13 protein-coding genes and 1 riboswitch are annotated in these 16,890 nt (G+C 54.6%); of the genes, 12 read left to right on the top strand and 1 reads right to left on the bottom strand.

All coding sequences use genetic code 11. The features are described 5' to 3' along the window. The first annotated feature begins 358 nt into the window (after positions 1-358). Positions 359-1,705 (top strand): branched-chain amino acid transport system II carrier protein, encoded by a 1,347-nt coding sequence (brnQ, locus tag FZ041_RS06300; RefSeq protein WP_149188962.1) that lies wholly within the window; start codon positions 359-361, stop codon positions 1,703-1,705. Between the two features lie 886 nt (positions 1,706-2,591). Continuing rightward, entirely contained in the window at positions 2,592-3,041 is a 450-nt protein-coding gene (locus FZ041_RS06295; RefSeq protein WP_149188961.1) for a hypothetical protein, read from the top strand. A gap of 82 nt (positions 3,042-3,123) precedes the next feature. Here the strand turns inward: FZ041_RS06295 and FZ041_RS06290 are convergent, their stop codons facing one another. Beyond that, positions 3,124-3,822 (bottom strand): sigma-70 family RNA polymerase sigma factor, encoded by a 699-nt coding sequence (locus FZ041_RS06290; protein ID WP_075445874.1) that lies wholly within the window; start codon positions 3,820-3,822, stop codon positions 3,124-3,126. Positions 3,823-4,062: 240 nt separating this feature from the next. Here FZ041_RS06290 and FZ041_RS06285 point away from each other — a divergent pair, with 240 nt between their 5' ends. The 10 genes from FZ041_RS06285 to FZ041_RS06240 all read left to right on the top strand — a co-directional run bounded on the left by FZ041_RS06285 (position 4,063) and on the right by FZ041_RS06240 (position 16,764). Beyond that, positions 4,063-5,805 (top strand): methyl-accepting chemotaxis protein, encoded by a 1,743-nt coding sequence (locus tag FZ041_RS06285; RefSeq protein WP_149188960.1) that lies wholly within the window; start codon positions 4,063-4,065, stop codon positions 5,803-5,805. A gap of 909 nt (positions 5,806-6,714) precedes the next feature. After that, the gene (locus tag FZ041_RS06280) at positions 6,715-7,326 is read left to right on the top strand and encodes a cytidylate kinase-like family protein (RefSeq protein WP_149188959.1); all 612 of its coding nucleotides are present in this window, start codon (positions 6,715-6,717) and stop codon (positions 7,324-7,326) included. Positions 7,327-7,378: 52 nt separating this feature from the next. Next, positions 7,379-8,800, top strand: coding sequence for a glycoside-pentoside-hexuronide (GPH):cation symporter (locus tag FZ041_RS06275; RefSeq protein ID WP_075444252.1), 1,422 nt, complete (start codon positions 7,379-7,381; stop codon positions 8,798-8,800). Positions 8,801-8,925: 125 nt separating this feature from the next. Then, entirely contained in the window at positions 8,926-10,089 is a 1,164-nt protein-coding gene (locus tag FZ041_RS06270) for a DNA polymerase IV (RefSeq protein WP_149188958.1), read from the top strand. Positions 10,090-10,169: 80 nt separating this feature from the next. Continuing rightward, positions 10,170-10,294, top strand: a riboswitch (molybdenum cofactor riboswitch). Between the two features lie 83 nt (positions 10,295-10,377). Then, complete coding sequence (locus FZ041_RS06265) at positions 10,378-11,409, top strand: molybdopterin-binding protein (protein ID WP_149188957.1); 1,032 nt, start codon at positions 10,378-10,380, stop codon at positions 11,407-11,409. A 12-nt stretch (positions 11,410-11,421) separates the two neighbouring features. Beyond that, a complete protein-coding gene (locus tag FZ041_RS06260; RefSeq protein WP_149188956.1) occupies positions 11,422-12,621 on the top strand; it encodes a molybdopterin molybdotransferase MoeA in 1,200 nt (399 codons plus the stop codon). Between the two features lie 27 nt (positions 12,622-12,648). Beyond that, positions 12,649-13,638: a GTP 3',8-cyclase MoaA gene (gene moaA, locus FZ041_RS06255; RefSeq protein WP_149188955.1), complete on the top strand. Its 990-nt coding sequence runs from the start codon at positions 12,649-12,651 to the stop codon at positions 13,636-13,638. 3 nt (positions 13,639-13,641) lie between these two features. Further along, positions 13,642-14,574, top strand: a complete 933-nt coding sequence (locus FZ041_RS06250; RefSeq protein WP_149188954.1) for an MOSC domain-containing protein — start codon at positions 13,642-13,644, stop codon at positions 14,572-14,574. A 1-nt stretch (position 14,575) separates the two neighbouring features. Next, positions 14,576-15,682, top strand: coding sequence for a molybdopterin-guanine dinucleotide biosynthesis protein B (gene mobB, locus FZ041_RS06245; RefSeq protein WP_149188953.1), 1,107 nt, complete (start codon positions 14,576-14,578; stop codon positions 15,680-15,682). 257 nt (positions 15,683-15,939) lie between these two features. Further along, the gene (locus FZ041_RS06240) at positions 15,940-16,764 is read left to right on the top strand and encodes a formate dehydrogenase accessory sulfurtransferase FdhD (protein WP_149188952.1); all 825 of its coding nucleotides are present in this window, start codon (positions 15,940-15,942) and stop codon (positions 16,762-16,764) included. Positions 16,765-16,890 lie beyond the last annotated feature (126 nt).

Genomic DNA, 16,890 nt, shown 5'->3' with positions numbered 1-16,890 from the left:
CGGCTGAGTGATGATAGGATCGAGTTCTTGCTCGTTTGTATCGGATGACGGGACGTTTGCGGGACTTACTTGTTCTTCGGCCATGGATGTATTCCTCCTTCGTAGCCGTGTAATCTTTTTCTTTAGTATAGCACAGGATGGGCAAAAAAGAAAAAATGTGTAAGTTTACACATTTACAGTGGACATTGAGTTAAAGTGTTGCATTGTAAAGTACATTTATGCTATAATACACCTATCGTTTTAGAAAAGCAGGGCTTTTGGTCATGTCCGGTCGGCTGGGATATGATTTTTTTATGCTTTGCGATGTTTACTGTAAAAGGACAATTGGTCTTCTTACAAAAGAAAAGGGTGTTATATTATGAATCAAATGTCTAAAGGAGAAATCTTGACCGTAGGTTTCATGATGTTCTCGATTTTCTTTGGCGCTGGCAACTTGATCTTCCCGCCGGCACTCGGACAGGCGGCGGGTGACCATGTGTTCACAGCTATGCTGGGCTTTCTGACGACGGGCGTCGGCCTGCCGCTCTTGGGCATTACGGCGATTGCCCTGCAGGGGGGCAAATACATTGAGTTCATCCGCAAGATGACGTATCCGTGGATGGCTACGATGCTGCTCGTCATCCTGTATCTGACAATCGGCCCGCTGTTCGCGATGCCGCGTACGGGCGCAGTTTCCTTCGAGATCGGCATCCGCCCGTTCCTGGCGGCTGATAATCTCGGCGTCGGCCAGGCCATCTACACGGCCATATTCTTTGCGGCATCCTATTATCTGGCCCTGAATCCGAATAAACTCATTGACCGTGTCGGCAAGATGCTCACGCCGATTTTGCTGGTATTCTTGGTTATCCTGTTTGCCAAGGCCTTTGTAACGCCGCTTGGTTCGATTCTCGATGCGACGGGAGCTTATATCGGCACACCGTTTGTCCAGGGATTCCAGGATGGCTACCAGACGATGGATCTTTTGGCTTCGCTGGCTATCGGTACGTTGGTTGTCAATGCGATTCGCATGCGCGGCGTAACGTCGAACCGGGCCATCGGTGAGGTTTGCCTGATTGCCGGTCTCATCACGGTATTTTTGATGTCGTTGGTTTATGGTTCGTTGGCGTATATCGGCGCGACGAGTGCCAGTGTCCTCGGGCATTCGGAAAATGGCGGCCAGCTGCTTGCGGCAGCCATCGATATGTTCTTCGGCCCGGCAGGTAATCTGCTGGTAGCCGTAATCATCGCGCTGGCCTGCCTGACGACCTGCTGCGGCATCACGTCGGGTACGGCTTGGTTCTTCAACAAGCTGTTCAAGAACAAGATTTCCTATGAGCGCCTGCTGCTCATCAGCATTCTGTTCAGCTTTGTCGCTTCGAACATCGGCCTGACGCAGATCATCGCTCTGACGGTGCCGTTCCTGGTTGGCATTTATCCGCTGGTCATCGTATTCGTACTGCTGTCGCTGTTTGACCGCGTCATCGGCTGGCGCCGCAGCATCTACCGCGGGGCGATGAACTGCACGCTGGTCTTCGCCATCATCGATGGACTCAATGCTGCTGGCATCCAGATCCCGGGCCTCAACGAGCTGCTGACGGCTTACCTGCCGTTCTACACGATCACGATGGGCTGGGTAGTACCAGCACTCGTCGGTGCAGCTGCCGGACTGGTGTATTCCTTTTTTCAGGAAGAACCAGCAGAGGATGTTGCGTTAGCTCATAATTAAAGAATAGAAAGGGGCTGTGAAGACTTATTTCACAGCTCCTTTTATATTGCAGTTTGTAATTACCAGGAATTTATTCGTAGAATACCGCGCCGCCGGGCAGGGGAGTACCAACGCTTCACTTAGATGCTTTGCTAAAAATATTTTTTGCCTTTAACTAAGCATTGAAAAAGTTCCCAAACGCGCTGCGCTTGAACGGTGTGAATTTTTCAACGGAATGTGAAGGCAAAAAATATTTTCTTCACGCAAACCATCAATGTTACGCTTATGGTACTCCCCTGCCCGGCGGCTTCGTTTCAGCAATAGCCCGAATGAATCTTCAACCTGCTAATACGTTAGTGCGTATCATTCTGTGCCTAGGACAGTCGCTCCAGACAGAAAGAAGCACTACCCCGTTCGCCCCTATCATCCGTATGAGCAGGTTTGTACGAACCGTTTCTCTCGTAACAAGCACATCGCTGTAATTCGTAGCCTAATGCCGGAACAAAGCAGGCTTATCCAAACGTAGCAGAGGGCGGGGGCGGGTACACTTTCTTCGCAGCGGGAGCGATTTGCCCGAACGAAGTGAGGGATGGCCCGCAGCACGTACTTCCTAGAACGATTCGATGTATTGGCGTGCCGCTGGCCTGCCCGGCACATGTATCTAAGTACGTACTAAAGCAGCCGCGCGGGTCATTTAGCGGGAGCGGAGAAAAAGTGCACCCGCCCCCACCCAAGCTGAGCTGTAACGAGTTTATTTTAACCACGCACGGACAGTCAAACTGCAATTTGCCGATAAAGTGCAGGCCGATTTTGCTGGTTCTTTAGTGGGGGACGCGACATTTTGTGTTTTGTCCTGTATAATGGATAGCAAAGAAAGTAGATAAAGAATAGTCCAAGGAGCGATTCGATGACGGAAGAACTTTGTGCCTGCGGGCATCATCATGCGCATGGCGAAATGCATCATGAGCATCATGCGCATACGCCGGCAGAGCTGGCGGCTCTGCGCCGCAAGAAAGACCAGCTCAGCATGCTGCAGGGGAATATGCGCGAGATCCAGGCTTTGCACGACAAGATCGATGGGGCACTGGCCCGTGTTGACCGTGAGAATGTTGGCTTTATCCTGACACAGAAAAAGACACTCAAGGAGCTGAAGAAACTGGCGGCCACGGTGCTGGGGGGCGGCAAGGAGCCTATCTTCGCCACGCTGTATGCGGCCGAGAAAGACTACATCGACAACATCGAAGACATCATGCACCATGCGCAGATCCTCAAGCGCGCTGGTCAGGGCAATGTGACACCGGAAGTCATGGCCAATATGGAAAAGAGCCTCAAGGCAGCAGCCGAGCTTACGCAATGAACCGTGCCCTGCCATATGGCAAAAAAAGAGCTGAGAACAGGAAGCCTGTTCTCAGCTTTTCTATAGCAAAATTCATTTATAGTCAGGAAACCATCTGGGATAATTCCGTGCTTGGCATCATGTTGTCGGCAACGACCTGGCAGAAATGGCGCAATGCATCGGAATCCATTTCATCGTCATTGCCTGCAAGATAAGTCGAAATCCGCTGGCGGCAACGCTGCAGTGCATTGTCGATGGATTTGCTGTCGTGCCCGAGCTGCTGGCTGATGCGGTCATAGCTGCCGCCGCGCAGGCGGGCGATGAAGACTGCATAGGCATAGGGCGACAAAATCTGGCTGAGCACCTTGCGGCAGCTTTCATATTCCTCTTGGAGTATGAGGTCATGTGAGAGCGGCTGCGTGTTGGGGTCGATCAGAGTGTCGATCCAGCTGGTCTTTTCGTTGTCCTCAAAGACCGAAGCATTCAAGGATAATGCCTGGTTTAAGATGGCGTGCTTATAGCGGTTCGCCTTGTTGATGGCCGAAATGCATTCACAGCGGATGCAGCGGCTGGCAAAGGAGACGAACGATACGCCCCGGTCTGCCTGATAATCCTTGAGTGCCTTGTAGAGACCAATCCGTCCTTCCTGCAACAGGTCATCGTGCTCGGCCCAATTCATATACAGCGGACGGCAGATGTTGGTGACCAGATAGTCATACTCCGCTACTAGTTTGGAGCCTAGCTGCGGATCGCCGGTCTTCTGGTATTCCAGAATCAGATCTATTGCTTTATTCGTGTCCATAAATGATATCCCATTTCCTCCTTGTTGATAAATATTAGTGTAACATTACAGAAACTTAAAAGTCAATAGGACTAAAGACTGTATATTTTGGGGTTTTTGTGTCCGTTTTTCTAATTTACCAATCAATTTTTAATAACATAGCTGGAATATATTTTAGTTTGTTAGTTTATTAATTTATGCTATAATAACTGACGGGGTTTGATTGAGAATAATTGAGAATGATTGATTGGAGGACGAAATATGTTTTCACAATGGGATGATTGTGCAATCCGGACGAAAATCCAGCTGACATTTGCTGTGGTCATGCTGGTAGCGTGTATCATGGGTGGTATGGGGATATACAACTTGAATGCACTCGACAAGAAATCGACGGAGATAACGGAGAACTGGCTTATCATGACGGATGCGTCGCATCGCATGTATGAAGATTCGGCTAATATGCGATTCGATGCCTATAAATATACGCATGTGACTGATCCTGCCGTCATTGAAAAGGCCCGCAAGGATACATTGATGCATCAGGACAACATCCAGAAGGGGATTGCCATCTATGAGGCAGCCCTGGAGCGGGAGATGGCCGTGAATCCGGAGAAGGCCAAGGCCAACAAGGAGAAGTTTGACAAGCTCAAGCAGGAGCTCGACAAGAATTTTGCCATCAACAAGAAAATCCGTGCCGACTTTGAGGGCCAGAACAAAGAGGCAATGATGCAGGGCATCACGGTCGATGGCTTCAAACAGTATGATGTCATCGCCGGTGCGCTCGAAGAGTTCACCAAGCTCAACATCGACAGTGCCAACGAGGCCAATGCCGAGGCGGCAGCACTCTATCAGCGCGGGGCGACGGTCAGCATCATCCTGCTGGTTGTGGCCTTTGCCATGATCATCCTGTCCTCGCTTTATCTGAGCCGCAGCATCAGCCGCGGGGTCAAGGTACTGGAGGATATCTCAAGCAAGATGGGCGATGGCAACCTGCGCGAGCGGGCTCCCATCCTCACAGGGGATGAGCTGGGCAAGTTGGCTGGCCATTATAATTCGGTGATTGATAAGCTGGCCAAGATGGTCCGCAAAATCCAGCAGAGTGCGGATGAATCGGCGAATGCCGCAGAACTCCTGCGCACAGGCTCAGAGCAGTCGGCGCAGGCAGCGACGCAGATTGCTGAGTCGATCACCCGCGTCGCTGAGTCGGCGGCAGAGCAGAACCAGATGGCGGAAGCGACGAAGGCCACGGTCGGTGAGATCCGGCAGGAAATCAATCAGGTCAACGATGGCACCGATGCGGTGCTGGCACATGCTGACCATGCACAACGCAAGGCTGATGAAGGCATGGCGGCCATCAACAAAGCCGTGGAGCAGATGCGCCATATCGGCGTTTCGGTCAATGAATCGGCACAGGTCGTCGCTTCGCTGGGCGAACGCTCGCAGCAGATTGGACAGATTGTCGAGACGATCTCGGCGATTGCCGAGCAGACAAACCTGTTGGCACTCAATGCCGCCATCGAGGCTGCACGGGCTGGCGAGGCAGGCCGTGGGTTCTCGGTCGTGGCTGAGGAAGTGCGCAAGCTGGCCGAAAGCTCCAGTCAGGCCGTAACGGAAATCGCAGATCTCATCCATGGCATCCAGGCGGATACAGAGGAGGCCGTTGCCTCGATGCAGAACGGCACCCAGGAGACAAAATCCGGCGCGACCATCATGGATCAGGCTGGCAAGACCTTTGGGGAGATTGTCGCCCTGATGAAGGAGATGGATGGAGAAATCCGTTCGATGAGCGAGCGCATCCATATGGTAGCGGCTGGGATGGAAGGCATTGTGGCTACGGCTGACCGCCTCAGCGCAGCCAGCAATTCGGTATCGAGCGAGACGCAGACGGTATCGGCGGCCACCGAGGAGCAGTCGGCATCGGTAGAGGAGATTGCGTCGTCGGCACATAATCTGGCGACCGTATCGCAGGCGCTGCAGGAAGAGAGCAAGAGATTCCGCATTTAAATGAGAGCGGTAGATTGCAGGCTGATGAAGTGATAGAGAGGTCCGTTGACTCACGAAAGAGTCAGCGGACTTTTTCAATTGCAGTTTGCCTGTGAGTGCGTGCTTAAAATAAAATTGAAAGAGCTCAGCTTGGGTGGGGGCGGGTGCACTTTTTCTCCGCTCTCGCTAAATGACCCGCGCGGCTGCTTTAGTACGTACTTAGATACATGTGCCGGGCAGGCCAGCGGCACGCCAATACATCGAATCGTTCTAGGAAGTACGTGCTGCGGGCCATCCCTCACTGCGTTCGGGCAAATCGCTCCCGCTGCGAAGAAAGTGTACCCGCCCCCGCCCTCCGTTATGTTGGGATAATCCTGCGCTGTTCCGGCGATAGGTCACGAATTACATCGATGTGCTTGTTACGGGAGAAACGATTCGTACAATCTCAGACTTCCGTTACCAAAGGGGCGAACGGGGTAGTGCTTCTTTCTGTCTGGAGCGACTGTCCTGCGCAGCAGGACTGGGCCGTAAGCGCATAAGCTAGACTCCGATGTGTACGCCGCGACCTGGTGACGGGAGCAAGTAACTAAGTCCGCAGAACTAGGCATGCGGTCCATTTAGCGGAAACAGAAAAAGTACTACCCCGAAAGCCCCAAGCTGCGTACTAACGGGTTTCCTTCCCGTTCGCCCTGACAAACTGCCAGACAAACTGCAATTCATTATATTGTAGGAATCATACCTTGCTGTAATCGTATAATAAACTGAAAATTACTACTTTTATAAAACATATTGCATTATTTACAAAACACGCTATAATAATAGATAAAGAAATCGTTTTCTATTAGTTTGTGCGAAAAGAGCGGTTCCTGATGAAATTATTTTTTTTTGGAAATCCTAGAAAACGTTTACATTAACGGGGAGGAATTTTCTATGAGTGATTATCCAGTCATTACGATCAGCCGCCAATATGGTGCTGGTGGGCGTGAGCTGGCCGGTATCCTGGCAGAAAAGCTCGGGCTCAAGCTTTATGACCGGCAGATTGTCCATATCGCGGCGGCCAAGCTCGGTCTCGACGATCTTAGCGAGGAAGAGCTCTTGGAGATGGAGAACAAGGTCAAGCCGTTGTCGCTGAGCTTCATTCCCTTTCATTCCTTTGGCACGCATATGGGGGAGAGCAGCCAGGGAATGTTCATGTCTGAGTCGGCAGCCATCCGCAAGATTGCGAAGGATGGCCCTTGTATATTCCTGGGCCGCAGTGCGGATTATGCTCTGCGCAAATATGATAACGTTTTCTCTATTTTTGTCTGTGCTGATGATGCGTATCGTGAAGCACGCGGCAAGACGGTTTATGATGGCAAGTCGCTCAAGGAACTTGACCGTGAGGATGCGAAGCGGGCAAGATACTATAATTACTATACGGGACGTACCTGGGGCGAGGGAAAGAATTATGATATCGTTGTGAATACGAGCCATGATTCGCTGGAAGCTATTGCAGATGGCCTTATCGCCTATATCTGCAAGGTTAAGGGGATTCAGCAGTAATCGGTTGTTCGTTTTACTTTTTGTCAGAAAATATCAATGGGGGCTTTTGGTTATGTCAGAGAAAAAAAGCGCTGTATGGTCGCGTATCGCGTATGCCTGCGGTACCTTTGGCCACGATGTATTCTATGCCATGTTGGGCACGTATTTCATGATTTTCGTCACGAGCAATCTGTTCCGCTCCGATGATGCGACGCGTGATGCTTATATGATTGGTATTGTCACGACGATCATTCTCGTACTGCGTATTGCAGAGCTCTTTATCGATCCGTTCATCGGCAATATCATCGATAAGACGAAGACACGTTGGGGCCGCTTCAAGCCTTGGGTCATCGTTGGTGCCTTCGTTGCTGCTATCACGCTGGCCTTGCTGTTTACGGATATGGGTGGTCTGGCTGTCACGAATCCGACGCTCTATCTTGTTCTCTTTGCTATTGTCTATTTCATTATGGATGTATTCTATTCGGCCAAAGATGTCGCAATCTGGTCGATGATTCCGGCGCTGTCGTTTGACTCGCATGAGCGCGAAGTTACGGCGACGATTGCCCGTATCGGTTCGGTTTTCGGTGGCCAGCTCATCACGGTCATTGTTATGCCGGTGGTCCTTTTCTTCTCGTTGAATCAGAATGGCGGCGCGGGCGACCCGACGGGCTGGCTGGCGTTTGCCTGCATCGGTGGCGGCATTGCAACGCTCGGTGCTATTATCCTGGGCTTTGGTACCAAGGAACAGGAGTCGGCGCTGCGTGAGAATAAGACAGATACGTCAGCAAAAGATGTATTTAAGGTTCTGACGCAGAACGATCAGCTGCTTTGGATGGCAATTGCGTATCTCGTCTATGGTCTGGGCTCGAATATCGTCAACAATTTCAATCTGTATTATTTCATCTATGTCATTGGCGATGCTACGAAATTCTCGATCCTTGGTATCATCAATGTTGTCATTGGTCTGCTGGCCGTGGCTTTGTTCCCGGTTCTGACGACGAAGTTCAGCCGCCGCAAACTGTTCTTCTCTTCGATTATCATTATGGTAGCGGCTCTCGCTATTTATTTCATGGCAGGCACGAATGTCACGCTGGCACTCGTAGGTGCTGGTCTCTTCGCTTTGCCGCAGCCGCTTATCTTCCTCGTTGTCCTGATGACGATTACGGATTCGGTCGAGTATGGCCAGCTCAAGCTGGGGCATCGCGATGAAGCGGTCTGCCTCTGCGTGCGTCCGCTTATCGACAAGCTGGCTGGTGCAGTCACGAGCGGCATCATCGGCATGACGGCCATCTGGGTCGGCATGACTGGCAATGCTACGGCTGCTGATATCACAGCGCCGGATCTGCTCAAATTCCAGATCATCATGTTCGCAGCGCCCATCGTATTGCTGATTTTGGCAACGTTCATCTATCGGGCTAAGGTCACGCTGACGGAGAGCGAGCATGCGCGCATCGTCGAGGAACTCGAGGAGCGCTGGGAAGAGATCAATGTTTAAGTTTCCCCTGAGGAATCCCCTTGGATTCTGATTACCTATAACCTAAGTACAGAAAGAGACCCGAAAATGCGTTTGCTGTTTCGGGTCTCTTTCTATATAATGGAAGCAAGGAAGGGGGCAGGGTTATGGACCGGTTGGTCATGCATGTGGATATGGATGCTTTTTTTGCGTCGGTGGAACAGAACGACCATGAAGAGTATCGCGGCAAGCCGTTGATTGTTGGCGGCCTGGCGGGACGTGGCGTGGTATCGACCTGTTCCTATGAGGCGCGGCGGTTTGGCGTTCACTCAGCGATGCCGATGGTGCGTGCGCGGCAGCTATGCCCGCAGGGGATTTTCCTGGCGGGAAATTACCGGCGGTATGCGGAAGTGTCGGCCGCTATCTTTGCAATTTTTGCACGGTATTCGCCAGTCATTGAACCGTTGTCAATCGACGAGGCTTTTTTGGACCTTACAGGTATGGAATATATCATGGGCACACCGATTGCCTATGCGCGCAGGCTTAAAGCAGAAATCAGGGCGGAGACAGGCATTGTGGCTTCGGTTGGCATCGCGCCGAACAAGTTCCTGGCCAAATTAGCTTCAGATCTCGATAAGCCTGACGGACTGGTCATCATCACAGAGGAAAACGTGCGGCAGGTGCTCGATCCGCTGCCGGTCAGCCGCATCTGGGGCGTGGGCCGCAAGATGAATGCACAGCTCATGCAGATGGGCATCCGTACGATCGGGGAGCTTTATGGCACCAGCTATGAAAAACTTTGTCATCATCTTGGGGAGCATATGGCGCGCCATCTCTATGAACTGGCCCGCGGGCAGGACAAGCGCAGTGTTGCCCCGCGTGAGCGGGCTAAGTCTATCGGCAAGGAAGTCACCTTCACTGAGGATCTCCAGTGTGCGGAAGATGCAGAGCGCGTCTTGCTCGACCTTGCCTGCAAGGTGGGCTGGCGCTTGCGCAAGGCTGGCGAAAAGGCGCGGACTGTCCAGCTCAAGCTGCGGCTCTCGCAGGGATTCAAGACGTATACGCGCAGCCGCACGCTGACCGAGGCGACCTGCTACGATGAGGAGATCTACCATACGGCTTGCGCGCTTTTCCGTGAGCTGCGGATCTTCCGCGGTATCCGGCTGCTCGGCGTCAGTACGGCGGGCTTTGATGCGGGGGCCGAGCTCAACCTGTTCCATGATGAGGCCAAGAAGGAGAACCTCTATGCGGCCATAGACAAGATCCGTGCGAAGTTTGGCGAAGAGGGCATCACCAAGGCGCAGCTGCTGCGGAAAGATAAACGAAAATAATGGTTATAAGTATGATGTATAAGGAAGTGACAAAAATCATAAGCATTTTTGCTTGTTTTCGTGTATAATAATAGTAAGTAAAAGAATACCGACTCCGAGCGAAAATATCTAAGGCATGAGCAGATACGCTATGATATTGAGCCGGGGCCCCGGGGGAAACGCCGGGACCTTCCCCATTTTGAAAAGGAGTTCAATGCTGCAGCGCAGGTGGAGACTATCCTTTTCGTAGGGGATAGTCTTTTTTTGTTGGCCGGAACTGTATGTGTAAGGGATAGGAGCGTAAGCCGTATGAAGGAAATGAAAACCGTGGATGCCGTCGGACAGATTCTCTGCCATGATATCACGCAGATCATCAAAGGGGTGACGAAGGATGCCGTGTTCCGCAAGGGGCATGTGATCACCGAGGAGGATATCCCCGTGCTGCTGTCGGTGGGCAAGGACCATATCTATGTCTGGGAAAATGACGATACGGTCCTGCATGAAAACGATGCCGCTGAAATCCTGCGGCAGCTCTGCCAGAACGAATACATGACGGCGTCGGAGCCGAAGGAAGGCAAGATCGAGCTCACAGCGACGGTGGATGGCGTCTTCCAGGTTGACGAGTCAAGATTCGACGATGTCAATGAGCTCGACGATGTGACGATCGCGACCCTGCCCCAGAATATGCCGGTGAAGGCGGGCCAGAAGCTTGCTGGCATGCGCGTGATCCCGCTGGTCATCAAAAAGGACAAGATGGAACAGGTCCAAAAGGTGGCAGGGGATAAGCCTTTGCTGCGCCTGCGGCCGTATCAGAAGGATCTCAAGGTCGGGGTGGTGACGACGGGCACCGAGGTGTTCCTGGGACGCATCGAGGATACCTTCACGCCGGTCATCGCGGGCAAGTTGAAACCCTTTGGCTTAAAGATTGATGAGCACCGCATCACCGATGACGTGACGGAGCATACCCGGGATGCGATCCGTGAGCTGGCGGCGCTGGGCATGGATATGATCATCTGCACGGGCGGCATGAGTGTCGACCCCGATGACCGCACGCCGGCCGCTATCCGTGATGCTGGTGCTGAGATCATCACCTATGGGGCGCCGGTGCTTCCTGGCGCGATGTTCCTGCTGGGTTATCTGGAGCAGGAGGGCCGGACGATTCCGGTCATGGGCCTGCCAGGGTGTGTCATGTATGCCGCGCGCACGGTCTTTGACCTCATCCTGCCGCGTGTCATGACCGGCGAGCGGCTGACGCGCCGTGAAATCCGTCATTTCGGTATCGGCGGTCTCTGCATGAACTGCAAGACCTGTCATTTTCCGGTTTGTGGGTTCCAGCACTGAGGAGGGAGTACGATGCAGGATATTTCTTTGGAAAAAGCGGTTGCTATGCTGCTGGCCCAGGTCAGCAGAGTCCGTGAGGCTGAGGAGGTGCCATTGATGGCGGCGCTGGGACGCCGCTTGGCCGAGGATTACAGCGCCCCCTTTGACAATCCGCCCTTTGACCGGTCACCGCTTGATGGGTACACGTTTGCGTCAGAGGCGACAGCTGGTGTGGATAAAGAGCATCCTGTCAAGCTGACCATCATCGGTGAGGAGTGTGCCGGCCAGTATTTCGACCAGCCAGTGCCATTGGGAGCGGCGGTGCGCATCATGACAGGCGGGGCGATCCCTGCGGGCTGCGACTGCGTCGTGCGGCAGGAAGATGTGACGGCGGCTGGCGATACGCTCTATGTGCCGCAGGAGCTCCAACCGCATGAGAATTACTGCTTTGCTGGTGAGGATATCCGCAAAGGCACACTGCTGGCCAAGGCAGGGACGCGGCTCACGGCGGCGCATCTTGGCGCGCTGGCCAGCATGGGCCTGGCGACGGTCAAGGTCATCCGCAAGGTGCGCATCGCCATCGCCAGCACGGGCGATGAACTTTTGCAGCCGGGGCAGCCCTTGGCACCGGGCAAGATCTACAACAGCAACCTGTACAGTCTCGGCGGGCGGCTGCGTGAGCTGGGCTTTGAGCCGGAGGTGATCGGCATCCTGCCTGATGATGTCACGGCGGCTGCGGCTGAGATTGCCAAGTGGCAGGACAAGGTCGACCTGTTCCTGACAACTGGCGGAGTGTCGGTGGGCAAGAAGGATATCATGCATGGCGTGGTCGCCGAGATCGGGAAGCGGCTTTTCTGGCGTGTTTGCATGAAACCAGGCGGCCCCGCGATTGCCTATACCTTTGGCAAGACGCTCGGCATTGCGCTTTCGGGCAATCCTTTCGCTGCCTATGCGACCTTTGAGCTTCTGGCGCGGCCGGTGCTGGTGGAGCTGAGCGGTGAGGAGAAGCTGGCTGTGCGCCAGGCGCAGGCGGTGCTCACCGATGCCTTCCCCAAGGCCAGCAAGGGACGCCGCTTCATCCGCGCCTATTATGAGAATGGCAAGGTACGGCTGCCCCAGCAGCATGCTTCGGGAAGCCTGTTCTCCGTGGTGGGCTGCAATGCCTTTGTGTCGATCCCTGCGGGCACTGATCCGCTGCCGCCGGGGACGAAGGTCGACATCATTCTGCTGTGAATATGATTTTTGATTTGGGATGAGAGTATGATCGATCAGTATCAACGCAAAATCGAATATGTGCGCATCTCGCTGACAGACCGCTGCAATTTGCGCTGCCGTTATTGCATGCCTGCCGCTGGCATCGAGAAGCTGCGCCATGAGGATATCCTGACCTTTGCGGAAATCCTGCGCATCGTGCAGGCGCTGGCGGCGCTTGGCGTCCGCAAGGTGCGGCTGACAGGAGGCGAGCCGCTGGTGCGTCGCGGGATTGTCGAGCTGGTGCGCGCGATTCGCGCGGTGCCGGGCATTGAGCAGGTCGTGCTGACGACCAATGGGGTGCTGCTGGCGGAACTGGCCGAGCCGCTGGTGGCAGCGGGCTTGTCGGGGGTGAATATCAGCCTCGACACATTGCGCCCCGACGTCTTTGCGTCAATCACGCGGCGGCCGCTCTATCCGCAGGTAGAGGAGGGCATCGCGAAGCTCCGGGCCCTGGGGATGGAGAGTATCAAGTTCAACTGCGTGCCGATTGCGGGAGTCAATGAGGAAGAGATCCCTGCCTTAGTGGCCTTGGCCCGTGAGCAGGCTGTCAAGGTGCGGTTCATCGAGCTCATGCCGATTGGCTGTGCCTATGAGGTCGGCTATCAGGGGGTAGCGATGGCGAAGGTACGCAGCCTGATCGAGTGTGCCTACGGACCGCTGAAACCTGCGGGGCTGAAGGATGGGACTGTGAATGGCCCGGCGGTATACTACCGGCTCGCAGGCTTCAAGGGCGAGGTGGGGTTCATCGATGCGATGGAGCATAAATTCTGTGCTTCGTGCAATCGCGTGCGGCTGACGGCCGAGGGGTTCTTGAAGCTCTGCCTCAATGCGAAGACGGGGCTCGATATCCGCCAGCTGCTGCGCAGCGGCATCAGTGACGACAATCTGCGCCTGGCCGTCCAGCAGGCTATCTATCATAAACCCGAGGAACATTTTTTTGACGATGAACATAACGATGCCCGCGACAGCCGGGCTATGGTACAAGTAGGAGGCTAAAACATGGGAAAGATTCATGCGCTCTGTGTCAGTGAGAAGAAGGGAACGCTCAAGCATCCTGTCGCTGCTGTCCGGTTCGAGACGGAATGGGGCATCAAAGGCGATGCGCATGCGGGCCTCTGGCACCGTCAGGTGAGCTTCCTGGGCCTCAAGGAGATCGAGGATTTCCGCAAGCTCGGTGTCGATGTGAAGCTGGGTTCGTTCGGCGAGAATGTAGTCGCTGAGGGCTTCCGGTTCAAGGAACTGCCAGTTGGCACACGGCTGCGCGCTGGCGATGTGTGGTTTGAAATCACGCAGATCGGCAAGGAATGCCATAAGGGCTGTGCCATCCGCGAGCAGGTCGGCGACTGCATCATGCCGCGTGAAGGCGTTTTTGCGCGGGTGCTGCATGGCGGCGAGGTCAAGGAGGGCATGGAGCTTGAGCTCGTGCCAGCCGGCGAGAAGCTGCCGCTTGATGCGGCTATCATCACGGCCAGTGACAAGGGCAGCCGCGGCGAGCGCGCCGATAAGAGCGGCCCGAAGGTCAGGGAGATGCTGGAAGCCGCTGGCTATGTGGTGGCGGATATGGCGATTCTGCCTGACGAGCAGGCGGCACTCGAAGATAAGATGAAGGAATATGCTGCCCAGGGGATCGGCCTGATCGTCACGACGGGGGGCACGGGCTTTTCGCCGCGCGACATCACACCGGAGGCGACGCTGGCAGTATGTGAGCGGTTGGCACCGGGCATCCCCGAGGCTATGCGGGCTTTGTCCATGAAAGTTACGGCCCGCGCGATGCTGAGCCGTGCGCAGGCGGGGATCTGCCGGCGCAGTCTCATCGTGAATCTGCCGGGCAGCGTCAAAGCTATTGAGGAGTGCCTGGGCTTTATTCTGCCGCAGCTGCAGCATGGCATTGAAATCCTGCGCGGTGATGCGGGCGAATGCGGGCGGAAATGATATGGATATTTCAGAGATGAGTCTCTTGCTCATTGCGGGCGGCAAGAGCTCGCGGATGGGACAGGACAAGCGCTGGCTCGAATACGATGGCGCGTCCATGCTGGAGTGGCTGCTGCGCAAGGCGCAGCGGCAGGACTTTGCCTGCAAGTATCTATGCGTGGAGCGTGAGACAAAGGAGCTCCTGGCTTTGGCGCAGCAGTATGGTTTTCAGCTGCTGGCTGATGAGCAGGCAGGCATGGGGCCGCTGGAAGGTCTGCGCCGCGGGCTGTCAGCAATGCCTACGCAGTATGGGCTGGCGGTTTCCTGCGACATGCCCTTCTTTTCCTTTTCGGCAGTGAAGCCCTTGCTGGCTGGACTGGACGCAGCGTCTGGTTTGCAGGCTGTTCTGGCAGAGACTGATGACCGGCGGCAGCCGCTGGCGGCAATTTACCATCGGGATTGTGCTCCGCACTTTGCCAAGGCGCTTTCCACTGGCGAGCGGAAAATCGGTGCTGTGATTGAGAGGCTTTCCTGCCGTCTGGTTCCCGTGCCGCGCGTGAATTGTTTCTTCAATACCAATACACCGGCAGATATGCGGCTGGTGCGGGGGAGACTAGCCAACAGCCGGCGCGAGACGCCGCTGGTCACGGTCTCGGCTCCCGTGTCGAATACGGGCAAGACGACTTTCATCGAGCGGCTGATCCCGCGGTTGCGTGCGCGCGGCATCCGTGTCGGGGTCGTCAAGGGCGATTGCCATGGCTATCAGGTCGATGTCGCGGGCAAGGACAGCTGGCGCTTTGCGCGGGCTGGTGCCGATGCGGTCGCCGTCGTATCGCCGGCGGGATATTTCATCGAGCGGCGGACGGAAAAGCGGGCGTCGCTGCTCGCGGTGGCTGCAAAGCTTGAGGGAGTGGATCTCGTGCTGATCGAGAGCCGCAATCACGGAGCTATGCCCAAGCTGTCCCTGTGGCGGGGACTGGGAGAGCCTGTCATCGATGCGGAGACGGTGGCGCTGTTTTCTAGTGACCTGGCGGTGCAGGCAGCTGATGGAGCGGTGCATCGCTATGCCATCGACGATATGGCGCAGGCAGAGGAAATCGTATGCTTCCTTATGGGACGCGACTTCTGAGGGATTCGTCAGATAATTTATGCCGCTTGGTTCGGCAGGGAGACAAAGTGGACAGAATTTGTTAATGATAAGATTATTTTTATTTATAACCGGCCTATGGCCGGTTTTTTTGTCGTTTGCCAATGGACAAAAAGTCTGCTACCATGGCTATGGCGGCAGAGGATTTCATCTTGTTGTGACAAAAATCGTCGTCCAAAACAAGATGAAATGATAATCTGTTGCTCGTAGGAGACACAGCACATGGGGAGGCGTTTTTCATGCAGCCAAGAGAACAAGAACTCATCGACTTTCCCGTTGTCCGCTATGATTCGCAGCAGGGCAGGATTGTCGAGGACCACAAGTACACATCCATCGAGCGTTATCTTGATATCTATCTCAATGGCAGCTTGCTGACGACGGCATTCTGCTCGCCTGGCGACCTCCAGGACCTCGTGACGGGGATCTTGGCGCAGGGGGGCCATATCCGTACGGCTGCGGACATCAAGGTTCTCAGCATCGACGAGACGGCGTTTGCTGCCCATGTGGAGACCACGGCGGCTGCACAGGCATGGGCGGCCAAGGCGTCCGAGGACCCGCGCTATTATTCTGCCCGTGAGATCCTTGCCTGTGACCCTGCGCGCATCTTCGCGCGGCCGCGGGCGGTGAAGTTTGCCGCCCAGGACATCCTGGCCTGTGCGGACAAGCTGCTGTCGGAGCTGGCGGCCACCCATGAGAAGACCAATGGCGTGCATAGCGGCATCCTCTACGACCAGAGGCAGCAACGCATCCTCGTCTTCCGCGAAGACATCGGCCGCCACAATGTCTTTGACAAGCTCTATGGCTGGGCCTTGCGAGAGGAGATCGATCTTGCGGACAAGATCATCATCTTCAGCGGCCGCTGCTCGTCGGAGATGATGCTGAAGCTCGGCCGCATGGGCATCGGTGCGGTAGCCGCCAAGTCGGTGCCGACGACGCTGTCGCTGTGGCTGGCGAAGAAATTGGGGATTACGTTGGTGGCGCGGATGCGTCCGGGCAGCTTCTGCATCTATACGAATCCGGAACGGATTGTCGTGGCCGGTGAGCAGCTGGAAAAAGAAGCGTGAAAAAAACGAGATATTATTTTTGCATAGAATCATAAATATCACATATGGAGTTTTCATAGTTTTCTACTATAATGAATAGATTTCTTTTATGAGATATAGATGATTTTATAGATACAAGAAATGGTT

This window comes from Pseudoselenomonas caprae, assembly GCF_008271345.1.
GTDB lineage: Bacteria > Bacillota > Negativicutes > Selenomonadales > Selenomonadaceae > Selenomonas_A > Selenomonas_A caprae.
The sequence above is the reverse complement of the archived record's forward strand: the minus strand, read 5'-3'. Positions and strand labels throughout refer to the sequence as shown.

What these genes read in the sequence shown, in the direction of transcription:
- FZ041_RS06265 (WP_149188957.1), top strand. Translation starts at nt 10,378, where the DNA reads ATGAAGGAAATGAAAACCGTGGATGCCGTCGGACAGATTCTCTGCCAT.
- FZ041_RS06240 (WP_149188952.1), top strand. Translation starts at nt 15,940, where the DNA reads ATGCAGCCAAGAGAACAAGAACTCATCGACTTTCCCGTTGTCCGCTAT.
- FZ041_RS06280 (WP_149188959.1), top strand. Translation starts at nt 6,715, where the DNA reads ATGAGTGATTATCCAGTCATTACGATCAGCCGCCAATATGGTGCTGGT.
- moaA (WP_149188955.1), top strand. Translation starts at nt 12,649, where the DNA reads ATGATCGATCAGTATCAACGCAAAATCGAATATGTGCGCATCTCGCTG.
- FZ041_RS06290 (WP_075445874.1), bottom strand. Translation starts at nt 3,822, where the DNA reads ATGGACACGAATAAAGCAATAGATCTGATTCTGGAATACCAGAAGACC.
- FZ041_RS06250 (WP_149188954.1), top strand. Translation starts at nt 13,642, where the DNA reads ATGGGAAAGATTCATGCGCTCTGTGTCAGTGAGAAGAAGGGAACGCTC.
- FZ041_RS06270 (WP_149188958.1), top strand. Translation starts at nt 8,926, where the DNA reads ATGGACCGGTTGGTCATGCATGTGGATATGGATGCTTTTTTTGCGTCG.
- FZ041_RS06275 (WP_075444252.1), top strand. Translation starts at nt 7,379, where the DNA reads ATGTCAGAGAAAAAAAGCGCTGTATGGTCGCGTATCGCGTATGCCTGC.
- FZ041_RS06295 (WP_149188961.1), top strand. Translation starts at nt 2,592, where the DNA reads ATGACGGAAGAACTTTGTGCCTGCGGGCATCATCATGCGCATGGCGAA.
- brnQ (WP_149188962.1), top strand. Translation starts at nt 359, where the DNA reads ATGAATCAAATGTCTAAAGGAGAAATCTTGACCGTAGGTTTCATGATG.
- FZ041_RS06285 (WP_149188960.1), top strand. Translation starts at nt 4,063, where the DNA reads ATGTTTTCACAATGGGATGATTGTGCAATCCGGACGAAAATCCAGCTG.
- mobB (WP_149188953.1), top strand. Translation starts at nt 14,576, where the DNA reads ATGGATATTTCAGAGATGAGTCTCTTGCTCATTGCGGGCGGCAAGAGC.
- FZ041_RS06260 (WP_149188956.1), top strand. Translation starts at nt 11,422, where the DNA reads ATGCAGGATATTTCTTTGGAAAAAGCGGTTGCTATGCTGCTGGCCCAG.